This is a genomic window from Mesorhizobium sp. RCAM 05104, from assembly GCF_059683645.1.
Map to the genome: position 1 here is coordinate 5,806,315 of NZ_CM185033.1, position 19,445 is coordinate 5,825,759.

At 64.5% G+C, this 19,445-nt stretch carries 15 protein-coding genes; 9 read left to right on the forward strand and 6 right to left on the reverse strand.

Annotated elements, in window-relative coordinates:
- On the forward strand, positions 1-927 hold the full coding sequence (locus AC56QP_RS28445; RefSeq protein ID WP_489862468.1) for an HNH endonuclease: 927 nt from the start codon (positions 1-3) through the stop codon (positions 925-927).
- A gap of 81 nt (positions 928-1,008) precedes the next feature.
- Here AC56QP_RS28445 and AC56QP_RS28450 read toward each other — a convergent pair whose 3' ends face one another.
- A complete protein-coding gene (locus AC56QP_RS28450; protein WP_489862467.1) occupies positions 1,009-3,051 on the reverse strand; it encodes an acyltransferase family protein in 2,043 nt (680 codons plus the stop codon).
- Positions 3,052-3,319: 268 nt separating this feature from the next.
- Between AC56QP_RS28450 and AC56QP_RS28455 the strand changes: the two genes are divergently transcribed.
- Positions 3,320-3,409: a putative RiPP precursor gene (locus AC56QP_RS28455; protein ID WP_489862466.1), complete on the forward strand. Its 90-nt coding sequence runs from the start codon at positions 3,320-3,322 to the stop codon at positions 3,407-3,409.
- 356 nt (positions 3,410-3,765) lie between these two features.
- Here the strand turns inward: AC56QP_RS28455 and AC56QP_RS28460 are convergent, their stop codons facing one another.
- Entirely contained in the window at positions 3,766-4,071 is a 306-nt protein-coding gene (locus tag AC56QP_RS28460) for a hypothetical protein (RefSeq protein WP_489862465.1), read from the reverse strand.
- 585 nt (positions 4,072-4,656) lie between these two features.
- Positions 4,657-7,200 (reverse strand): patatin-like phospholipase family protein, encoded by a 2,544-nt coding sequence (locus AC56QP_RS28465; protein WP_489862464.1) that lies wholly within the window; start codon positions 7,198-7,200, stop codon positions 4,657-4,659.
- 241 nt (positions 7,201-7,441) lie between these two features.
- Here AC56QP_RS28465 and AC56QP_RS28470 point away from each other — a divergent pair, with 241 nt between their 5' ends.
- Entirely contained in the window at positions 7,442-7,855 is a 414-nt protein-coding gene (locus tag AC56QP_RS28470; protein WP_489862463.1) for a GFA family protein, read from the forward strand.
- A gap of 88 nt (positions 7,856-7,943) precedes the next feature.
- Here the strand turns inward: AC56QP_RS28470 and AC56QP_RS28475 are convergent, their stop codons facing one another.
- The gene (locus tag AC56QP_RS28475) at positions 7,944-8,975 is read right to left on the reverse strand and encodes a hydroxyacid dehydrogenase (protein WP_489862462.1); all 1,032 of its coding nucleotides are present in this window, start codon (positions 8,973-8,975) and stop codon (positions 7,944-7,946) included.
- A gap of 146 nt (positions 8,976-9,121) precedes the next feature.
- Here AC56QP_RS28475 and AC56QP_RS28480 point away from each other — a divergent pair, with 146 nt between their 5' ends.
- The 5 genes from AC56QP_RS28480 to AC56QP_RS28500 all read left to right on the forward strand — a co-directional run bounded on the left by AC56QP_RS28480 (position 9,122) and on the right by AC56QP_RS28500 (position 14,004).
- On the forward strand, positions 9,122-10,183 hold the full coding sequence (locus AC56QP_RS28480) for a LacI family DNA-binding transcriptional regulator (RefSeq protein WP_489862461.1): 1,062 nt from the start codon (positions 9,122-9,124) through the stop codon (positions 10,181-10,183).
- An 80-nt stretch (positions 10,184-10,263) separates the two neighbouring features.
- Positions 10,264-11,253, forward strand: a complete 990-nt coding sequence (locus AC56QP_RS28485) for a sugar ABC transporter substrate-binding protein (RefSeq protein WP_256753789.1) — start codon at positions 10,264-10,266, stop codon at positions 11,251-11,253.
- A 147-nt stretch (positions 11,254-11,400) separates the two neighbouring features.
- The gene (locus AC56QP_RS28490; RefSeq protein ID WP_489862460.1) at positions 11,401-12,372 is read left to right on the forward strand and encodes an ABC transporter permease; all 972 of its coding nucleotides are present in this window, start codon (positions 11,401-11,403) and stop codon (positions 12,370-12,372) included.
- The gene (locus tag AC56QP_RS28495; RefSeq protein ID WP_489862459.1) at positions 12,369-13,145 is read left to right on the forward strand and encodes an ATP-binding cassette domain-containing protein; all 777 of its coding nucleotides are present in this window, start codon (positions 12,369-12,371) and stop codon (positions 13,143-13,145) included. The genes AC56QP_RS28490 and AC56QP_RS28495 overlap by 4 nt, the downstream gene beginning before the upstream one ends.
- 4 nt (positions 13,146-13,149) lie before the next feature.
- A complete protein-coding gene (locus tag AC56QP_RS28500) occupies positions 13,150-14,004 on the forward strand; it encodes a sugar phosphate isomerase/epimerase family protein (RefSeq protein WP_489862458.1) in 855 nt (284 codons plus the stop codon).
- Between the two features lie 260 nt (positions 14,005-14,264).
- Here AC56QP_RS28500 and AC56QP_RS28505 read toward each other — a convergent pair whose 3' ends face one another.
- Positions 14,265-15,479: an FAD-dependent oxidoreductase gene (locus AC56QP_RS28505; RefSeq protein WP_489862457.1), complete on the reverse strand. Its 1,215-nt coding sequence runs from the start codon at positions 15,477-15,479 to the stop codon at positions 14,265-14,267.
- 86 nt (positions 15,480-15,565) lie between these two features.
- The gene (locus tag AC56QP_RS28510) at positions 15,566-17,092 is read right to left on the reverse strand and encodes a glucosamine inositolphosphorylceramide transferase family protein (protein ID WP_489862456.1); all 1,527 of its coding nucleotides are present in this window, start codon (positions 17,090-17,092) and stop codon (positions 15,566-15,568) included.
- Positions 17,093-17,336: 244 nt separating this feature from the next.
- Here AC56QP_RS28510 and AC56QP_RS28515 point away from each other — a divergent pair, with 244 nt between their 5' ends.
- Positions 17,337-19,445: a GumC family protein gene (locus AC56QP_RS28515; RefSeq protein WP_489862455.1), complete on the forward strand. Its 2,109-nt coding sequence runs from the start codon at positions 17,337-17,339 to the stop codon at positions 19,443-19,445.

Consider the following 19,445-nt stretch of genomic DNA (forward strand, 5'->3'; position numbering starts at 1 on the left):
GTGAAAGCCGTTTTTGATGTGAAGCCAAGGTCTGGCTATGACGACAGTGAGGGCCGGTATCACTTCCCCGCTCGTTATCTGGAGGCGGCTCGAAATACTGTTGGCGACTGGGTGCTCTACCGCGAGCCACGGCGCAATGGCGGCAGCCAGGCTTACATTGCCTCCGCCTTCGTGAGCGATATCGAGCCGGACCCAGAACTGGCCGGCCACTACTATGCCAATGTGACAGAGTATCTCGAATTTCCGACGCCGGTGCCTTTTATCAGGAATGGTCGCTATGCGGAGGCGCGACTGCGCGAAGTCGTGGACGCCAGTAGCGTTGGTCGAGAAATACAGGGTAAGTCGATTCGGGCGATCCCGCAGGCAGACTTCGATGAGATCGTGCTTGCCGGCCTTAGCGAAACCTTAGATCCCTCCAACGCCAGAAAACTCGACTTGGACCTGCTGGCTCTGGACATTCCGTTGCCAACGCAGCCTGATTTTGCCGGACAGTCTGGCTTTGCCGAGACGGTCGATCGTCGGGTGGAGCAGATCCTGTTGAACCGAAAAATCCGCGACGCGACCTTTCGACTGGAGGTCTGCCGGGCCTATGAAGATACCTGCGCCGTCACCGGTTTGCGCATCATCAATGGTGGCGGCAGGGCGGAGGTTCAGGCTGCCCATATCAAGCCGGTCGCGGCCAATGGCCCAGACGTTGTCCGGAACGGCATTGCGCTATCGGCGACCGTCCATTGGCTGTTCGACCGGCACCTCATCTCAATCGATGAGAACCATCGGCTTCTAGTCGCTCACAACCGGGTGCCTGGCGAATTGAGAAATCTCTTCCGTCCGGAATCGCAGGGTTTGCACCTTCCGCCAGATCGGAGGCTGTGGCCACACCCGGCATTCTTGGCTCATCACCGAGGGCAATTCGCCGGAGTGCATTGACCCGCAGACGCCGCGCCGCCCCTCATCCGCCTGCCGGCATCTTCTCCCCGTATAGTGACGGGGAGAAGGGACTAATCCATTTTAAAACAGCGCCCTCTCAATCGGCCCCTCCAGCGTCTCGGCAAACGCCGTCGCCAGATGGTGCCGGTCGCGGAAGGCGAGTTTGCCGCCGATGACGACGTGGCAGGAGGTCGGGCCGCAGAAGCGGTTGGTGAGGTCGACATAGAGCGTGTCGGGCACGCTCGCCACCACGGCGCGCTCGGCGGCGGCGGCGCCGTCATTGGCGGCGTCGGCCCTTGGCGTGTCGCAGCGCGACGGGGTCTCGCGCTGCCACAGCGCGCGGGCAACGCAAGTGTCGGCGAAGCTGTCGTTGATTGGCGTGTCGCGGATCACCGCCGTCTCGACGCCGGCCCGGCTGAAGGCCTGCAAGGTCGAGCGCAGGCCGGCCTGCCAGCGCGCGGTCTCGGCGGCGCGGCCGGCGGCGGACATCTCGCGCGTCAGATTGCCGATGGAGAATTCCGAGATCACCACCAGGCGCGGCTTGCTGCGGATGATGTCCGCTATCGCCTGTTCGCGCCAGGCGTCGCATTCGGTGTAGTCGCGCTTCAGCACGGTGTTGAAGGTGGAGAGCCGCGAGGCGCGGCATGACGATTTGAGATAGGTGACTACCTTGGTGTCGTTGCGCCTGGCCGCCTCGACCAGCGGCGTCGACCAGTGGTCGGCATGCGAATCGCCGAACAGCACGATGGTGTGGGCGGCGTCCGTCGCGCCGAACACGCAGGGCTTGGGCGTCACCGTGTGGAAGTCGAGCAGGCAGTTTTTATCCGTGGCGCGCGCGGTGGAGGGCCGTTCGGCCGCCTGCTCGATGCCGCGCTGCGCTTGGTCGATGTTGCGCGTGGCCAGATGCGCGTTGGCATAGGCCACCGCGACGCCCACGCCGGTCAGCGCCAAAGCGGGGATGAGGGCAATTCCAGGAAAAGCGCGGAGCGGTTTTCCCGGGAAAAGCGCGTAGTGCCTTCCCTGGGGAATTGCGCCAGGATCGGGCGCCCGGGCGCCCGCCGCCAGCCAGGTGCCGCGCCGCGCCGGGTTCTCGATCAGGTGGTAGGTCAGCACCGACAGCGCCAGCGCCAGCAGGCCGCAGCCAAGGCGCTCCAGGCCGGTGAGATCCGGCACCAGCATCCGCGCATAGACGATGACCGGCCAGTGCCAGAGATAGAGCGAATAGGAGAGCGTGCCGATCCATTGCAAGGGCGGCAGCGACAAAGCGGCAGCCGGGCCGGGGGTCTGGGTGCTCTGCCCGCCAGCCTGCTCGCCGGCGCCGCTGAGCAGCACCAGCACCGTTCCGGCGACCGGCAGCAGCGCGTACCAGCCGGGAAAGGGCAGGTCCTCGCTCAACAGGAGATAGGCCGCCGCAATCAGCGCCAGGCCGAGCCAACCCTGCACCGGGCGCAGCCAGGGGCGGTGCTGAAGAAGGGCCGCCGGGGCCAGTGTCGCCAGGCCGCCGGCGGCGAACTCCCAGGCGCGCAGCGGCGAGAAATAGAAGGCCCAGGCCGGTGCCGCGCTGGTCAGCCACAGGCAGGCGGCGAAGGAGGCGAGGCCGGCGACGCCGATCACCGCGACAGTCATTCGCCGGCCCGGACGCAGCCAGGCGGCGAGCAGAAGCAGCGCCGGCCAAGCCAGGTAGAACTGCTCCTCCACCGACAGCGACCAGAAGTGGATGAAGGGGTTGCTGGTGGCGTCCGTGGCGAAATAGTCGAACGACCAGCGCAGCAGCCACAGATTGATGGCGTAGGCGGAGGCGAACATGGCGCCGCGCGAATAGAGCGCCTGTTCCTGCGGCGCCAGGATGAAATAGCCTGATGCAAGCGTGGCCAGGATGACGAAAAGCGCCGCCGGCAGAAGCCGCCGCGCCCGCCTGGCATAGAAGCGCCAGAGGTCGAGCCGGCCGGTGTCGCCGATCTCCTGCATGAGGTGGGTGGTGATCAGCCAGCCGGAGATGACGAAGAAGATATCGACGCCGGCAAAGCCGCCGGGCAGCGCGGTGAGGCCGAAATGATAGGCGACGACGCCGCCGACCGCGAGCGCGCGCAACCCCTGTATGTCCGGCCGGAACGATGCTGCCATGACGGCTCCTTCGTACAAGCCCGCCCGTCGCCAGCGGCGGCCGGCAGACTGATATTGCAATGCAGCAAACTCTTCGCATCGCAACATGGCGAAAAAGGGAAGGCGACGGAAATGGGCTGGACCAGCAGGCCGGCTGACGGCGAGAGATCGCTGCAAATCCAGGCGCTTGCGTGACGTTCCTGAAAACACTTTTGGCCACGACTTGACAAGCGGTGGCTTCTGCTGCGACCTGCCCCCAAAGGCAAATCCTGCGGCATTGGGGACATCCATGAAGAAGATCTACGAAAAGCCGACGCTCAACAAACGCGAAAAGCTGTCCGCTGTGACGGCTGTTCCGCCGAGCTCCCAGCTCCAGTAGCGAGCGCCCTTCGCGATTCTAAGCGCCTCATGAGGGCGTCGCCTGGTGTTGGCCGCGGCTTGACAAGATCTTTCCGGGAGTGCCTTCTGGCCACTTATTAGGGTCATGGGGACATCACATGAAAAAGACCTACGAAAAGCCGGTGCTTGAAAAGCGCCAGAAGCTTTCAGCCGTCGTGGCCGCCGTGGTCTCGCTGGTCGATTAATAATCTGGTCGTGGATCGGGGCTGAACGCCTGAAGGTCCCGCAAGCCGAAACAGCCAACCCCCGCCGCCACTGAGGACGGCGGGGTCGGTTTTCGCGACGTCGCGTGCTCTGGGGTCTATTTGGACGAAGACACCGCCGAGGCAGCCGTAGTTACTTGCTGCCGCCGTTTGCCTTCACGCTGCTGCAGAACTCCGGATGGCTGTTGGCGGCATTCGCGTTCTTGGCCTCGTCGTCGCAGGCCGCCATGACCATTTTCTGGTCTTCAGGTGACATCGCCTTCCAGGCCTTCACGAAGTCGTCACTGCCGACCATCTTCTTCATGCTGGAGTCCGTGTAGAAGGGCTGCATCTTGGCCGGGTCGTCGAGAGCGGACGTGCCGGTGGCGCCGGCGGCGAGAGCCGAGCCAGCAACCATCGAAAGCGCCATGGCGCCAAAACAGATCATCTTGATATTCATGGCATGATCCTCCTATTGCCTTGAGATCGCCGAAGCAACGATCCTGTGGCAAACGGCATGTCTGGACGAAAGTTCCGGACTTTTTGTGCGAAAATGGAAAATCTGGCGAACTATAGTCGAGAACACCCTGAGGCTTTTTGGATCGTTCCCGTTAAGCTTCGCTTTGATCGGCGAGCCTGGAGTGCTCGTCAGAAAAGTGGCAACCGGTTTCCAATGGATTCCACCTGAGTGGAACAGCTTCCAAAAAGGCCCGCCACCGACGCGAATCGCGACGGGCCTTCTGGAGTAGGCCGGGCTTCCCACCGCCCGACTGCTTTCAAAACTTCACGGCAAGATGATCGTTCCATCGCAATGAAAACCCGCGAGAGCCCGCTGCCGAAGGCGGCGGCGAGGTTCGCCGACAGGCCGGCGCTTCGCCTGAGATCAAGGTCGGATCAAAGTTCGGTCCTCTGCCGGCGCATGAAAAAACCCCGCCGGCAGGGGCCTTGCGGGGTGTTGATTGGAGGAGGATCGAATGGGAGACGATCCGAGTGAAGAACGCCAATGCCCCGCAAAGGTTCCAGAGCACGGGGGCGGTGCCAGCGGCTAGATATGGGCCACGATCGCCGTTGCCATTGGTTTTGGCACATTGAGCAAGGCCAGAGCTTCGGCAACCTGGCCGCGCCAGCCTTCCGGGGCCGCCGCGGGCTTGCCAAAATTGTCGGCGCCGGTCAGAAGACCGCGTGCCGCATGGAAGCCCAGGGCGCGATAGGCCTCGAACTGCTCCTCGGTGAAGAACTGGTCGACGGTCGTTTCGTGGGGAAAGGTCGGATTCCGCCTGAAGTAGTCGAGGATGTAGTCGTTCTCATCGCCGCTCAATGACGGCTTTATATAGATCAGGACGCCAGTTTCGTCGTCGTCATACTTTATGATGCCGATGGCGGCATGCGGGCCATGCCGGCCGGGCGGGCCGCCAGGGCCATAGGGCGCGGCCGGCGTGATGCCGAGCGAATTGGACTGGATCGCCTGCCATCCCAGGTCGATTCTGGCGCCGAGATCGATGCGTGCCATGACCTCCAGATTGACCAGCGATGGAAAGGTCAGCGCCGGGTCAGCCTCGGCGTCGACCGCCAGGATCACCTTGCAGCGGCGGCGGAGCAACTCGTAGATGCCGAGGTTCTCGATGTGGCCGCCATCGGTCAGGTACACGTTGAGCTGTTTCTCGTTCAGAAGCCCGGCCGTCTCCGCCGCGAAATACCATGTGCCGACATTGGCGATCCATCGGTTCAAGCCTTTCTTGAACGCGTTGATCCGGGCGGGATTGGCGAGCCAGTAGCCGAGGCGGATGTTCAGGAGCGAGAGGCTGAACGTCAGGATCTTGATGGTCTGCCGTCCCATGTTGGCGGACGCCGCCGCGCTTGAGGTCGCCATTGCCGTGGCGAGGCTGAGGTCGGGCACCACGCGCTCGATATCTTTCGACTTGACATAGCCGGTCGACTGGCTGCCGACATGGAGCGGGCTGAAAATGAAATTGTCGGCGTTGCGCCCGCGCTTGTTGAGATCCTTCGAGCCCTCGAGATTTATGGCGGCGTTCGACAGAAGATAGGGCGAGAAGGCGGCGCCCTCCTTCCAGCTTCCGGCTTTCTCGTCGAACGGCTTCAACGAGGAGAATTTCCAGGTGTCGACGGCTTCCGACGGTTTCTTGCCTATCGTCTTCCTCTGCATGAGAAAGGCGCGGCTGAGGCGGTCGCGATAGAGCCTGTGGAGAGAGTTCGCATTCGGCCCGATCAACAGGCAGACGGCCGAGAGAGCCAAGGCGACGCCCAGATATGTTACGCCGATCGGACCAAGTCGGGACAGGGGCCATATCTGCCAATGCGCATACCAATCCGCCTGGCAATGCGTGATCGCTTTCAGCCAGCGCGGGGTTTCCACGCCGCACCACTCGTCGCCTTTCCGGATCGCCCAGTGACTCAGGTATATGTATGCTATCCACAGCATGAACGGCACGATCACGGCGGCAAGGTACAATGCAAATCGGCTGCTGTTTTTCTTCATCGCCGCGCTCCAGGTCACATCGCCGAGCGATGCCTCCGCAAGCTTGGCCAGTTTCTGCGCGACGGAAATGAGAACCGCCACCGTTGGGGCCAGCACCGTGGCGAGCGAGGGCAGAATGCTCGCGAAAGCCGCGAGCAGATCCTGAAAGGGCTGCGCCAGGACGATGACTTCCCTGGCCGAGGTGATCTGCTTGTCGTTCGCGTTGGCGAGCATCCCGGAAAGCACCAAAGGCTGGATCTCGATGATGGCCGAGGCGAGCACCAGTGCAACCAGCGCGCCCAGGGCACGGCCGAGAACTTCACGGCTCTTCAGCGTGTCCCTGCGAAACGCAAGCGACGTGTAGAGGGCGCTGCCGAACATCAGCAATGCCGCCAGCGCGGCCAGAACCATCGTATGCGCAAAGTGCTTCATGGTTCCGCCGAGCATCCACAATTTCGAGGCCGAAAAGCCGAAGATGCCGGGCGTCATCAGGTCGGATACGGTCGGATTGATCAGGATGGTCAGGGCCGCGAGCAGCAACAAGGCCGGCAGAACGATCAGGGCATTGACCAGCAGGCCGCGCATCACCAGCGCGATGGTCACCAGATAGTCCGGGGCACCGGCCGGCGCCAGGAAATTGGAGAAGTCACGCAGATGCTGCGTTTCAGGCGTTTCCGCTTCATCGAGCCGGCTTTCGAACGGGAATGAGCGATTGTCCTGCATCATCCCGGCCACGACCGACGTGCCGATATAGCCGCCGCCCGACACCGTGGAGAGATAGTCGACGGCATCGAGCGGGCGCGGAGTGCCCGCTGGCGACAGGGACGCCAGCGCCTGCAAGACGCCGAGGCCGTACGAGGCCGAGCGCATGCCCCCGCCCGACAGGGCTATCCCGGTAAGATTGCTGGTTTTTTCCGTCCGGACCGTGCCACGCTGTGGGTCGGACCTTGTGTCGTCGAGGGTCGCGTCGCCGCGATCGACAACAAAATGGCGAGCGGCCTTGCTTGCGGTCTGCGACCTGCGCTCGGCCACCATGCCGTTGCGTATGGAGTCGCGACGGAAATTGATGACGCTCAGTTCGCGACGAAAGACATCAACAAAATTCAGGAGCACGCTCGATCTCCGTTACTTGGGAACCGCACGCCGTCTGTATTGTAGGGAGATATCCTTGTGTCACTAAAGCGCGTACCGCGGGCCATGTCCATGGGCGGGGAGGCAACGCCTCGCGCACGCGAACACAACCGCTTGCGTCGAATGTCGGAATTGGGCGCCGGCTCAGCGCATTTCACGGCGACCCCCTCCTTACGACCAGTATAAATTATCGCTCAGGTCAGTTGGCTCAAGGAGAATTTGCATGCGTGGTCATTGCTTGTGTGGCGCTATTGCTTTTGAAGTCGCCGGCTCGGCACAGGCCTGCGTGAGCTGCCATTGTGAAAGTTGTCGGCGGCAATGTTCTGCGCCGATGACCACCTACATTGGGGTCTTGGACAGCCAATGGCGATGGCTGGGCAAACCACCGAAGGTGTTCAACTCTTCTCCCGGTGTGGAAAGAACATTTTGCGATAACTGTGGCACGCCGCTGTCCTTCCGCTCAAAGAACATGTCCGGTGTCATGCATTTCTTTGCCGCGGCGATGGAGGAGCCGGAAAAATTTGCACCAACGCTGCATGTCGCTTTTGAGGAGAAGCTGCCTTGGTTGAAACTCGCCGACGGCCTGCCCACACGGTTTGGGCCTGACTATACGAAGGACCAGGCTTCGCGCTCGTAGCCAGAATCGCACGGCGGCGAGTTTTGCGAAAGCCATGTCGGCTGAAGCGTGCGGTCGTAGCGGGTTGCGATGTGGCGGAACTGAACCCCTAGTTCTTGTCGACCGGCTTGGAGCGCATCCGCGACACGGTCTCGCGTTCGGCGCGCTTGGAGCGCAGCGGCGGCAGGCCGCGGTCGATCAGGTCCATGTCCTCCAGCACCATGTCGCCCATGCGCTTGAAGGCGATGTCCAGCGCTCCGGCGCGGTGGGCAGAGCGCAGGAAGCCGGGCAGGGCACGCACCGGGTGGTCCTGCGCCAGCGGTTCTTCCGGGAAGACGTCGCTGGCGGCGACGATGTGGCCGCTCTTCACCGCGTCCATCAGGGCCGGGAAGTCGACGACGCCGGCGCGGCTGAGCAGGATGAAGGCGGCGCCCTTGCGCATGCTGGCGAAGGCATCGGCGCCGAGAAAACCCTGGTTCTCAGAGGTGACCGAGGCGACGACGAAAATGAAGTCGCTGGTCGACAGCACCTCGTCGAGCGAGGCCGGCTCGACGCCATTGTCGATGAGGATCGACGGCGGCAGCCAGGGATCGAAGACCTTGGTGCGGGTGCGGAAGCCCGACAGCAGCCGGTTCAGCGCGCGGCCGAGATCGCCGAAGCCGATGATGCCGACATCGGCGCCGGAAAGGAGCCGCGCCGTCTGGTTGCCGTCGCCGCCCCACAACTCCTTGCCCTGGCGAAAGGCGAGGTCTGCGTCGACGATGTCGCGGGCGAGGTTGAGCGCCATGGCAAGGCCAAGCTCGGCCACCGGCTCGGCGAACACCAGGCCGGTGGTGACGACATGGATGCCGCGCGCGAACAGTGTCTCGTAGGGCATGTTGTTGAGCAAATTGGTCTCGACATTGAAGACGCAGCGCAGCGCCTTCAGGCTTGCCAGCGTCTCGGGCGTGATCGGCGGCTGGCCGACGATGTAGCGGGCTTCAGCAAGGACATCGGCCGGCAGCTTGGCCACGCCATCGGGCGTCGTCTCGACGATGCGGTATTTCGCCCTGAAGCGCGCCAGCTGATCCGGCGTGAAGATGAGATCGAGCGTGCGTGGTTCCGGCGCGCTGATGACCAGCGGCAAGGCGCTGTTTGACATGAAGATTCCTCCCGACGCGATCCGCATCGCGTTTTCTCGACGGACAAAATACCTCCGATTAAACGATTTACAACAACGAAAAATCGATTTACTCATTTTGGCAGCGGACAAAAAATGCTGATGTCCGCGCCTCGGGAGGAGGACCAATGGCGCATCGGCAAGCCCAGCAGCGGCGTCCGTCGATCCACGACGTGGCAAGCCGCGCCGGCGTGTCCGCCGCCACCGTCTCCAAGGTCATGGCGGGCGTCACCACGGTGAAGCCGGAAAATGCGCAGCGTGTCTTCGACGCCGTCGAGCATCTCGGCTACCGCGTCGATCCGCTGGCCTCCGACATGCGGCGGGCCAAGCGCCGCATCATCGGCGCCATCATGCCCGAGTTCGAAAGCGAGTTCTTCGGCCAGATGGTCAGCCAGCTCGAAAGCCTGGCCGAACAGCGCGGCTACACGCTGGTGGCGGCATCCAGCCGCGAATCCGAAGCACGCGAAAAGGAGATCCTCGCCCGCATGCATGACTGGCGGGTGGCCGGCGTGGTGCTGGCGCCGGTGCGCAACGAGCATGGCCCGGCGGCGGCCTTCATGAAGGCCAATGGCATGACCGGCGTGCTGATCGACCGCGTGCTGTCGGACGACGCCTTCGACACAGTGTCGGCCGACAGTGCTTCCGCCAGCGCCGAAGTGGCGCGCGAACTGATCGGCAAGGGCCACCGCCACATCCTGGTCATCGGCCTTGGCGAACAGGCGGCCACGGTGCGCGCCCGCCTCGACGGGTTTCGCTCGACCGCGCTCAGACTGGCGCCGGATGTCCGCATCGATGTCGTGCTGGCCGAAACCGATGTCGAACCGCTCAGGGCGCAATTGCGCGACTATTTTGCAAAAGGCGAACGCCCGACGGCGGTCTATTCGCTGTTCCTCAAGGGCACGCTGGTGGCGCTGTCCGAATTCCGCCGGCGCGGCTGGCACTGCCCCAACGATATTTCGCTGGTCGGCTTCGACGATGCCGAATGGATGCAGGTGACATGGCCGGCCATCGCCGCCGTGGTGCAGCCGGTGCGGCAGATCGCCGGCCACGCGATGGAGGCGCTGTTTGCCAGGATTGAAGGCGAGGAGGGGCCGCCGATCGCGCGGCTCGAACCTTGCAAGGTTTTGATGCGGGAATCCGTTGGCTCGCCAGGCAACGTCCCGCATTCCGGGGGAGGAGACCGACAATAGCCCCCATTGTCGAAGACGGAAGGCAGACGCCGCGCCTGGCCTCGGCTCGCGGCACGTGACATCAACCGGAGGAAACCAAAATGACACCGTTCGCTCTGAAGATAAATCGATTTACTTTGGCTTTGGGCGCGGCAATCGCGTTCTCGGCCATCTCCGTGGCCAAGGCCGAGGACGGCGAATATGGCGTGCTGATGAAGACGCTGGCCAATCCGTTCTGGGGCGCGATGGCCCAGGGCGTCGAGGCCGGCGCCAAGGAAGCCGGGGTGAAATACTTCCAGCAGGCGGCCGAAAGCGACCAGGCGGCCGAGCCGCAGCTCAATTTGTGCAACACCATGCTGGAGCGCAAGCCGGCGGCGATGATCACCGCCGCCATCAACTCGACCAACCTGCTGCCCTGCCTCAAGGCGGCGCAGGACGCCGGCATCAAGATCGTCGACCTCGACAACAATCTCGACCAGGCGGTGCTCGACAAGGAAGGCATCAAGGTCACCTTCCACATCGGCTCCGACAATGGCGCGGCCGGCGCGCAAGGCGCGGACTATCTCGTCTCCAAGCTCGGCAAGGACGCCAAGGGTCCGGTGCTGGTGATCGAGGGCCTGTCCGGCAACATCACCGGTGAGAAGCGTGCCAAGGGCTTTGCCGACAAGCTGAAGGAACTGGCGCCGGGGCTGGAAATCGTCGCCTCGCTGCCGGGTGACTGGGATCGCGGCAAGGCGGCCTCGATCGCCACCGACACGCTGACGGCACATCCCGACCTCGTCGCCATCTTCTGCGCCAATGACGGCATGGCGCTCGGCGCGGTCGAATCCGTCTACGCCGCCGGCAAGGGTCCGCAGGTGACGATCATCGGCGTCGACGGCAATTCGGATGCGGTGAAGTCGATCAAGGACGGCCGGCTCAACGCCTCCGTTGCGCAGCTGCCCTACCTCGTCGGCAAGCAGGCGGTCGAAAACGTCAAGAAGGCGCTGGCCGGCGAAAAGGTCGAGGACAGCATCGCCGTGCCGACCCTGGTGCTGACCAAGGACGTGCTCGACGCCGGCAAGGAGCCGATGCTGGAATACGTGAAGTAGGAAGGGAATGGAGGAATAGGCAGTAGGCAGTAGGCAGTAGGGACCGGGCATGTTCCGGCCTTGGAGCTGATCTCGATCGACCTTCTACCCTACTGCCTAATCCCCACTACCTACTGCCTTACTGCCCTCTCTCAAAGGTGCAACCAAATGTCATTCTGGTCCCGGGTGCAGCGCGCATCCGTCGAGCGGCTCCACATTCGCCTAGAATCGCTGCTGGTGCTGGTGGCGCTCAGCGCCGTGATGGCGGTGCTGTCGCCCTACTTCCTGTCGCTCAGCAATTTCCTCAACATCCTGCTCGCCACATCGACGATCGGCGTGCTGGCCATCGCCGCCACCTTCGTCATCGGCTCGGGCGGGCTCGACCTGTCGCTCGGCTCGGTGATGGGGCTGGCCGGCGTCGCCGGCGCCTTCGTCGCCGTCAATCTGGGCTGGCCGTCGGTGTTCGCGGTCTGCGCCTGCATCATCGCCGGCGGGCTTGCCGGCTACATCAATGGCCAGCTGGTCACCCGCGCCTTCGTGCCGGCCTTCATCGTCACGCTCGGCATGCTGGGCCTGGCGCGCGGGCTGGCGCTGGTGATCTCGCAGGGCAGGGCGATCTACGGTCTTCCGCCCGAGATCGTCTATATCGGCCAGGGCCGCCCCTTCGGCATTCCGATGCCGGTCATCCTGCTGGTGCTGACGGCCATCGTCGCGCACTGCCTGCTCGCCTACACGCGCTTTGGCCGCCACACGCTGGCGCTCGGTGACAGCGAGGGCGCGGCGCGCGGCGCCGGCATCCGCGTCGAGCACCATCGCCGCATCATCTACACGCTGTCAGGGGCGCTCGCCGGCCTTGCCGGCCTCCTGTTCACCGCCCGCGTCAATGCCGGTGACCCGACCGCCGGCATCAACTACGAGCTGACCGCGATCACCGCGGCGATCATCGGCGGCACCAATCTGTTCGGTGGCCGCGCCTCAATCCTCGGCACCATGATCGGTGCGCTGATCATGGGCGTGCTGCAGAACGGGCTGACGCTGCTCGCCGTGCAGTCCTACTACCAGCAGATGGCGATCGGCGCGGTGCTGATCCTGGCCGTCTTCATCGACCAGTACCAGGTGCGCAAGGAGTCACGCGTATGACCCTCCTTGTCCTCAACGGCATCCGCAAGAGTTTTGGCGCGGTCGACGTGCTGCATGGCGTCGACCTCTCGGTCGAGGCCGGCGAAGTGATCGGCCTCGTCGGCGACAACGGCGCCGGCAAGTCGACGCTGATGAAGACCATCACCGGCATCTACCGGGCGGACGCCGGCTCGATCGAACTCGGGGGCAAGGACATCCTGCCGCTCGACCCCGGCCAGCGGCGCGAACTCGGCATCGAGATGATCTACCAGGACCTGTCGCTGGCCAGGCAGCAGGACGTGGCCGCCAACATCTTCCTCGGCCGCGAGCCGACGAAGAAGCTGTTCGGGCTCATTCCAGGCTTTGTCGACAAGGCCGAGATGGACCGCCAGGCGGGCAAGATGATCGAGCGGCTGGGCGCGCATCTGCCGTCGATCAACCGCTCGGTCGGCTCGTTCTCGGGCGGCCAGCAGCAGACGGTGGCGATCGCGCGTGCGCTGACCTTCAACCCCAGGCTGGTGATCATGGACGAGCCGACGGCGGCGCTTGCCGTGCGCGAGGTGCAGAGCGTGCTCGACCTGATCCGCCGGCTGAAGTCGGAAGGCATCGCCGTCATCCTGATCTCGCACCGGCTGAACGACGTGCTGGCGGTCACCGACCGCATCGTCGTGCTGCGCCACGGCCGCGCCGAGGCCAACCTGGTCACCGCGAAGACCAACATGAACGAAGTCGTCGGCCGCATCGTCGGCGGCGGCGACACCAGCGCCGCGGCGGCGCACGAACAGAGAGGCTGAACCGATGAATACCTTTGGACTGCACACTTTCGCCATCGCGCCGGTCTGGGACCTCGACCTGATCGAGCCGCAGATGGAGCGGCTGAAGGGGCTCGGCATCGGCCTCCTGGAAATCCCGCTGCTGCGCCCCGAGGAGATCGACACCAGGCGCACGCGCGCCTTTGCCGAACGCTGGAATGTCGAGCTTATTCCATCGCTTGGCCTGCCGGCTTCACTCGATGTGGTGGCGCGGCCGGACGAGGCGCTCGCGTTCCTCGAGCCGGCCTTCACGGTGTGCGAAGCGGTGGGCAGCGCCGCACTTGGCGGCGTCACCTATGGCACGATCGGCAAGACGACCGGCCGTGCCCCGACGGCTGGCGAAATCGACGGCATGTGCAGCTTCCTGGCGCGTGCGGCCAAGGCCGCCAAGGCGCATGGGCTGAAGCTCGGCATCGAGCCCTGCAACCGCTACGAGACGCATCTGATCAATCGCGGCATCGATGCTGCCAAAATCATCGAGCGCGTCGGCGCCGACAACATCTTCATCCATCTCGACACCTATCACATGCATATCGAGGAGGAGAGCTTCGAGGCCGGCTTCAAGGCCGCCGCGCCCTATCTCGGCTATGTCCATGTCTCGGAAGCCAATCGCGGCGTGCCGGGGCGCGGCATGCTCAACTGGGCGGCCTGCATGAAGGCGATCGCCGGCATCGGCTACAGCGGCGCGATCACGCTCGAAAGCATGAACCATGTCGATGTCGACATCGCCGGCGGGCTCGCCGTGTGGCGGCCGGTGGCCGACAATCCCGACGACGTCATCGGCGTCGGCCTGCCGTTCCTGCGCGCGGAAGCGAGGAAGGCCGGGCTGACGCTGGGGTGAGAGGCTTCCTAAGCTGTGACAGCCGGACGTGGCACAATTGACACGTGGCACCAAATTGGCTCTTCTGGCCCGGTATCCAGCGAGGAGGGCATATCCATTGAAGAAATATGAGAAGCCAACGTTGCAGAAGCGGGAAAGGCTTTCGGTCGTCACGGCCCAGGTTGGGCCGTCGTCAGCTCCGCCGCCGCCCTGAGCGGCTAACGTCTGACGCGTTCGCCCGGTGAGGCGAAAGCACAAGGGCGCGATCGGTTGATCGCGCCTTATTGCATCTTGGCCACGGCCGCTGGCTGCTGGCCGAAATGCCGTATCTTGCGGCCGATGATCATCAGCTGGCGCGCGGTGTTGTTGCGCAGGCGGCGGATGCGCCATTCGAGTCCCGTACCGGTGGTGATCGACCTGGCATAGTAGCTCACGCGCATACCGTCCTCATCGGTGGCCACCTTGACCGGGTCGTCATAGAAGGCGCTGATCTTGTCGGCCGCCATGCCCGGTGTTTCGAGCCAGCGCGGAATGTGAACCGAATAGAGCTGGTCGACATCGGTCATCACGCGCGCGATGCCGACGCCCGGCGTTGGACACGTCGTGCAGAAGGCGTCGCCGATGAAGACAACCCCGTCACGGCGATGCCCTTCCGTCCGCGTCAGATCGATCGGCCTGATCTCGACCGGCCCGCTGACCTTGAAGTTCCCGCACTGCGCCGCGATCTCCGGCATCATTTCGCAAAGCATTTTCTGCGGATCCTTGCGGAACGCCTTGGTCCACGGCTCCTTCGCCTGGCGATAGCCGAACATGTTCGCCCGCATGACGCCGCCGATGGGAAACACGCTGATATAGGCCATCCGGTCGTCGGGTCGGCTGGAGAAACAGGTGACGGCTTGATAGGCGCATTCGCTCGGCGGGGTGGCGAGATCGAACCCGATCGAAAGGGAATGGGCCTTGGAGTCCTCGATGCGGCGCACGCCGATGGCGCGGCGCACGGCCTCGCTATGGCCGGTGGCCACCACTAGCAGCCGCGCCTCGATGATGGCGCCGGTGTTGAGGACAAGCCGCTGCTTGTCCGGCCCGGTGGTGATTTCGGCGACCTTGGCCACGGTGACCGGCACCTGGGGCGGCAAGGCGGCGCGCAAGCCATTGATCAGCGCGCCGTAGGAAAATCCATATTCGACGCGCCGTTCGCGCGCGAACAACTGGCCAAGGCGAAAGACATGGATGTCGTCCATCGGCGTCATCAGAGGCAGGACGATCGAATTCAGGCCCAGTTTTTCGAACAGGCGCCCTTGGCCCGTGCCGAGCTTCTCGGCCCTGAACTCGTCGGGATGGGTATGGTGCGGATCGATCAACGCGACCTTGCGTCCGTCTCTGGCCAGCAGCGTGGCCAAGGTCGTGCCGGCGAGTCCGGCGCCGACAATCGCCACGTCGACCGTCGTCGGCACGGCGTTTTTGGCGGGTGCTTCAGGCTCTTTCTGGCTGCTCATCATGCTTCTCCGGGCCTTGTCCCGAGTATCTCTCTGCCTCGATCAACCTCAAGCAACCTTTGCGTGAGGCTGGTGGTAAGCAAGGTTTAGGTTAATCCGCGCCGATGCTTCCAGCGCGGCGCGATCGCCGAGCCGTCGATGAACTCGAAGCCTCCCGCCTCGTTGAGTGTGTGCAGCTTGCGCCCGTTCCATAGCTCACCGGGATTTAAGATCGTCTCAACGACCTGCTCCATGCCGCCCGGGTCGAGGCGTGAAACGCGGGCGATGCCGAGGGCGGCGCCATAGCTCCGGCGGCAGTCCTGCACGGGGCGGATGAGGTCGTTGCCGCGTTTCACCATGCGGCCGGCCGGCCTTGCCGAGGCAATATCGATCAGCACGGGATTGTTCGCATGCGGCGTCCAGGGCCCGCGAAAATCCGGCGCCGACCACAGATGCAGTGCGTCGGAAAAGGCACCTCCACCATCCCGGATGGTGCCTCCACCATCCCTGACGGTGGCGAACATCCACCAGCGTCCGCCATGCTCGACCAGCGTGGCGTCACTGGCAACGACGCCGGACAGAAGCGTTGATTCCTTGACCCAGCCGCGGGGGAAGGCGGTCGCCCGGTAGAGGTCGACCGTGCCGTTGGCGCAGCTCTCCGGGATCATCCAGACCTCGCCGTCGCGCTCGAAGACGAAGGGGTAGGAGAGGTGGTAGGGCAGTTCCAGCACTGGCTGCGGGCTTCCGAGCGGCCCCGCCGGGCCGAACGGCACGGCGGAGATGATGGCCTTGCCGAGCCGGTGGATATAGTCCTCGACGAACAAGGTGAGCTTGCCCTGATGCAGGATCGGGAACGGATCGGCGTAGAAGCGGCTGCCGTCGTCCGGCAGCACCTGCCAGCCCGATGCCGGGTGCGCGCGCAGGTCGAACAGATCCCTGCCCTTGGTCTCACGCCAGCCGACCTTCCAGTGCGGCGCGTTGTAGCAAAGATGATAGATCTTCTGGACGATCCGCCGCGCCAGCGCCTTGGCCGCCCTGACGCCAAGCTTGCCGGCCGAGGGCATCGGCGGGGCGCCAGCCCGCGCCGCCTCGGGCAGCGCCGGCAGGGCAGTGGCCTTCGCCGCGCCCGTCATTGCCGCGACGACCAGGCTTGCCGTGCGCGCCAGCATGTCCTGGAAGGAGGCGAGCGCGATACCGCCATATTCGGTTCCCAGGCGCCCGGCGGCAATCGCAACGCCGTTCTCCTCGATCCGGGCAAGCGGCGTTCGGCCGTCGAGGATCAGGGCCAGCAAGGCTTCTTCTCCGCTGGCGCCATCGTAGGTGACGCGCCAGACGCGGGTTGCGTCCGGATCGACGTCGCCGCTGAGGTCGAGCACCAGGTCCGGGGAAGCGGGCCGTTCCGCGCGGTAGGGAGCGAGGTCCGAAAGTGGCACGCGTTTCGCCAGCCCGTCGCGGGACAGGCCGTGTATCGCCGTTTCAAGTTGGAACAAGGCCTCCGCGCCGCGCGGGATGCCGCCGCTTGCCGGCCGGGCATCGACAGACACCGTCACGTCTGGAAGCGCGGCCAGGCGTTGGAGCAGCATGAGGTGAAAAGCGCGGACGCACTGGCTGTCCAGGCGAAGGCTCACCCGCATATCGGACGCTCGACGGTCTGCCGCACGTCATTGCCGACGCGGCCGGCCCGGTTCAAACGTTGCCCCATCTATGTCGGTCTCCTGCCGCGCGATCTCAACACTCCGGTTTCCTTCTAAGCAAACCCCGTGCCAAAATTCCAAGCAGCTGCGAACATAATTAATAATGTTTTAACAATTGGAGGAATAGCTAGGCTCAAGCCGCAATTTCGTCTTGCAGGCAAATGGAGTATTGTAGGAGGCAGCTATGCTATCATCTCTGCCCAGCGTTCCTCAGCAATACTTTCCGGAAGCGGGACCGGTGGAATCGGCGGCATCCTACCCACCTTCGACAGTCGAGCTCGGCGACCTGAAGCGCATATTGGTGCGCCGTCGCTTGTGGATCATCGGCACCGCCGTGCTGCTGACGCTCGCGACCCTGCTCTACGGCCTGCTCACGCCCGCGCTCTACAACTCGGTGGCGGAAATCATCGTCGATCCGCAGGACCTGCAGGTGGTCACCAACAATATCAATCCGAGCGGGCTGGCACCCGACGGCGGCATCACGCAGGTTGAAAGCCAGGTCAGCGTTGTCCAGTCCACGGGCGTGCTGCTGCGGGCGATCAAGGCAACCAACCTGACGGCGGATCCGGAATTCAACGGGCAGGGCCTGCTGTCCCGCTTGCTCGGCTCTGGTCCGGACCAGAAGGACAGGACGCTCTCGACCCTCGATGCGCTGCGCAGCCGCCTCGCGGTCAAGCGGGCGGACAAGGTGCTGGTCATCGACGTGATCGTCACGGCCAAGAGCGCCGACAAGGCCGCGCTCCTGGCCAACGCCATCGCGCAGGCCTATCTGGCCGACCAGGCGAGCGCGCGCGCGCAAGCCGCCACGGATGCGTCGAAATCGATTACGGCGCGACTGGACGAACAGCGCAAGCGCGTCCAACAGGCCGAAAACGCCGTCGAGGCCTACAAGGCGGCCAACAATATGGTGATGGCGGCGGGCACGCTGGTCAGCGACCAGGAACTCACCGATCTCAACACCCAGCTTTCGGCGGCGCAAAGCCGCACCGCGACGCTGAAGGCGCAGGTCGACCAGCTGCGCAAGCAGAACGGCACGGCCGATGCGACCTCGGAAGCGATGCGCTCTTCGGTGATTTCGAGCCTGCGGGCACAGGAAGCGACGCTTGTCGACCAGGTCTCGCAGCTTGGCACGGAACTGGGGCCGCGCCACCCGTCGATGATCGCCGCGCAGCAGCAGCTGCGCGACACGCGCCGGCTGATCGCGCGCGAGCTCGGCCGCATCCAGACCGCCGCCGAGACCGACTACGAGCGGGCGCTCGCCAACCAGCAGGCGCTGGAAGCGAAAGTCGCGGGCATGAAGAGCAAGTCGCTCGACACCGACCAGGCATCGGTGCGGCTGCGCGAACTGCAGCGCGACCTCGAAGCGGTGCGTTCCGTCTACGCGACCTACCTCCAGCGGGCCCAGGAAACGCGCGAGCAGATCAACGTCGACAGCACCAACGCGCGCGTCATTTCGGATGCCATGCCGGCCCAGAAGAAGAGCTGGCCGCCACTGGGGCTGCTCTTGTTTGGCGCCGTGTTTGGCGGATTGGGGCTGGGCACCGGCCTGGCGCTGATCGCGGAATATTCCTCGCCGACCGTGCTTTCCAGCAACCAGATGCAGTCGGCGATCGATGCCCCCGTGCTGGGCATCCTGCCGGCCGGAACGAAGGCTGGGCGCCGCTGGTGGCCTTTCGGCGCGAGCCCGGCCGTCGCGGCCAGCCAGAAGGCGGACGCTGTGATCGGCCTGGCGCTGCGGCGCATGTTCACCTCCGGCAGGCGTCCGCCGGACTGGCCGCTGGTGCCAAGCATTCTGGTGACGTCGCCACCCGAGGATGCGGCGCAGCGCAACAGGATCGCTCGCCTGCTCGCCAACGCCGCGGCTGCCAGGGGCAGCCGCGTCCTGTTCGTCGACACCAACGCCAGCAACGGCCAGAAGGACCCGCAGCCCGGGATACTCGATGTGCTGCGCGGCGAGTATGCGTTTGAAGCCATCAGCCGATATGCCCCGGGCAGCAACGTCGCGCTTCTGGGCAGGGGCCGGCCGAAGGCGGTCTTCCAGGAGGCGCACGGCGTCTACTTCGCGCAGCACATGCTGACCCAGGCGAGCCGGAGTTTCGAACTCGTCGTCGTCGATGGCGGCGCGCTCGCCGAGAACCTGAATGCCTCGCCGCTGGTCGCCATGGTGGACGAGATCGTGCTCGTCGCCAGGCTGAACGCCACGCCGATGCGTGACGTGACGGCGACGGTGCAGGCGATTTCCGTCATGGGGCGGGTGCCGACAGGCGCGCTGCTGGTCGACGAGGTGGCCTGA

What these genes read in the sequence shown, in the direction of transcription:
- AC56QP_RS28470 (WP_489862463.1), top strand. Translation starts at nt 7,442, where the DNA reads ATGCGTGGTCATTGCTTGTGTGGCGCTATTGCTTTTGAAGTCGCCGGC.
- AC56QP_RS28490 (WP_489862460.1), top strand. Translation starts at nt 11,401, where the DNA reads ATGTCATTCTGGTCCCGGGTGCAGCGCGCATCCGTCGAGCGGCTCCAC.
- AC56QP_RS28455 (WP_489862466.1), top strand. Translation starts at nt 3,320, where the DNA reads ATGAAGAAGATCTACGAAAAGCCGACGCTCAACAAACGCGAAAAGCTG.
- AC56QP_RS28500 (WP_489862458.1), top strand. Translation starts at nt 13,150, where the DNA reads ATGAATACCTTTGGACTGCACACTTTCGCCATCGCGCCGGTCTGGGAC.
- AC56QP_RS28450 (WP_489862467.1), bottom strand. Translation starts at nt 3,051, where the DNA reads ATGGCAGCATCGTTCCGGCCGGACATACAGGGGTTGCGCGCGCTCGCG.
- AC56QP_RS28515 (WP_489862455.1), top strand. Translation starts at nt 17,337, where the DNA reads ATGCTATCATCTCTGCCCAGCGTTCCTCAGCAATACTTTCCGGAAGCG.
- AC56QP_RS28460 (WP_489862465.1), bottom strand. Translation starts at nt 4,071, where the DNA reads ATGAATATCAAGATGATCTGTTTTGGCGCCATGGCGCTTTCGATGGTT.
- AC56QP_RS28485 (WP_256753789.1), top strand. Translation starts at nt 10,264, where the DNA reads ATGACACCGTTCGCTCTGAAGATAAATCGATTTACTTTGGCTTTGGGC.
- AC56QP_RS28475 (WP_489862462.1), bottom strand. Translation starts at nt 8,975, where the DNA reads ATGTCAAACAGCGCCTTGCCGCTGGTCATCAGCGCGCCGGAACCACGC.
- AC56QP_RS28505 (WP_489862457.1), bottom strand. Translation starts at nt 15,479, where the DNA reads ATGAGCAGCCAGAAAGAGCCTGAAGCACCCGCCAAAAACGCCGTGCCG.
- AC56QP_RS28480 (WP_489862461.1), top strand. Translation starts at nt 9,122, where the DNA reads ATGGCGCATCGGCAAGCCCAGCAGCGGCGTCCGTCGATCCACGACGTG.
- AC56QP_RS28510 (WP_489862456.1), bottom strand. Translation starts at nt 17,092, where the DNA reads ATGCGGGTGAGCCTTCGCCTGGACAGCCAGTGCGTCCGCGCTTTTCAC.
- AC56QP_RS28495 (WP_489862459.1), top strand. Translation starts at nt 12,369, where the DNA reads ATGACCCTCCTTGTCCTCAACGGCATCCGCAAGAGTTTTGGCGCGGTC.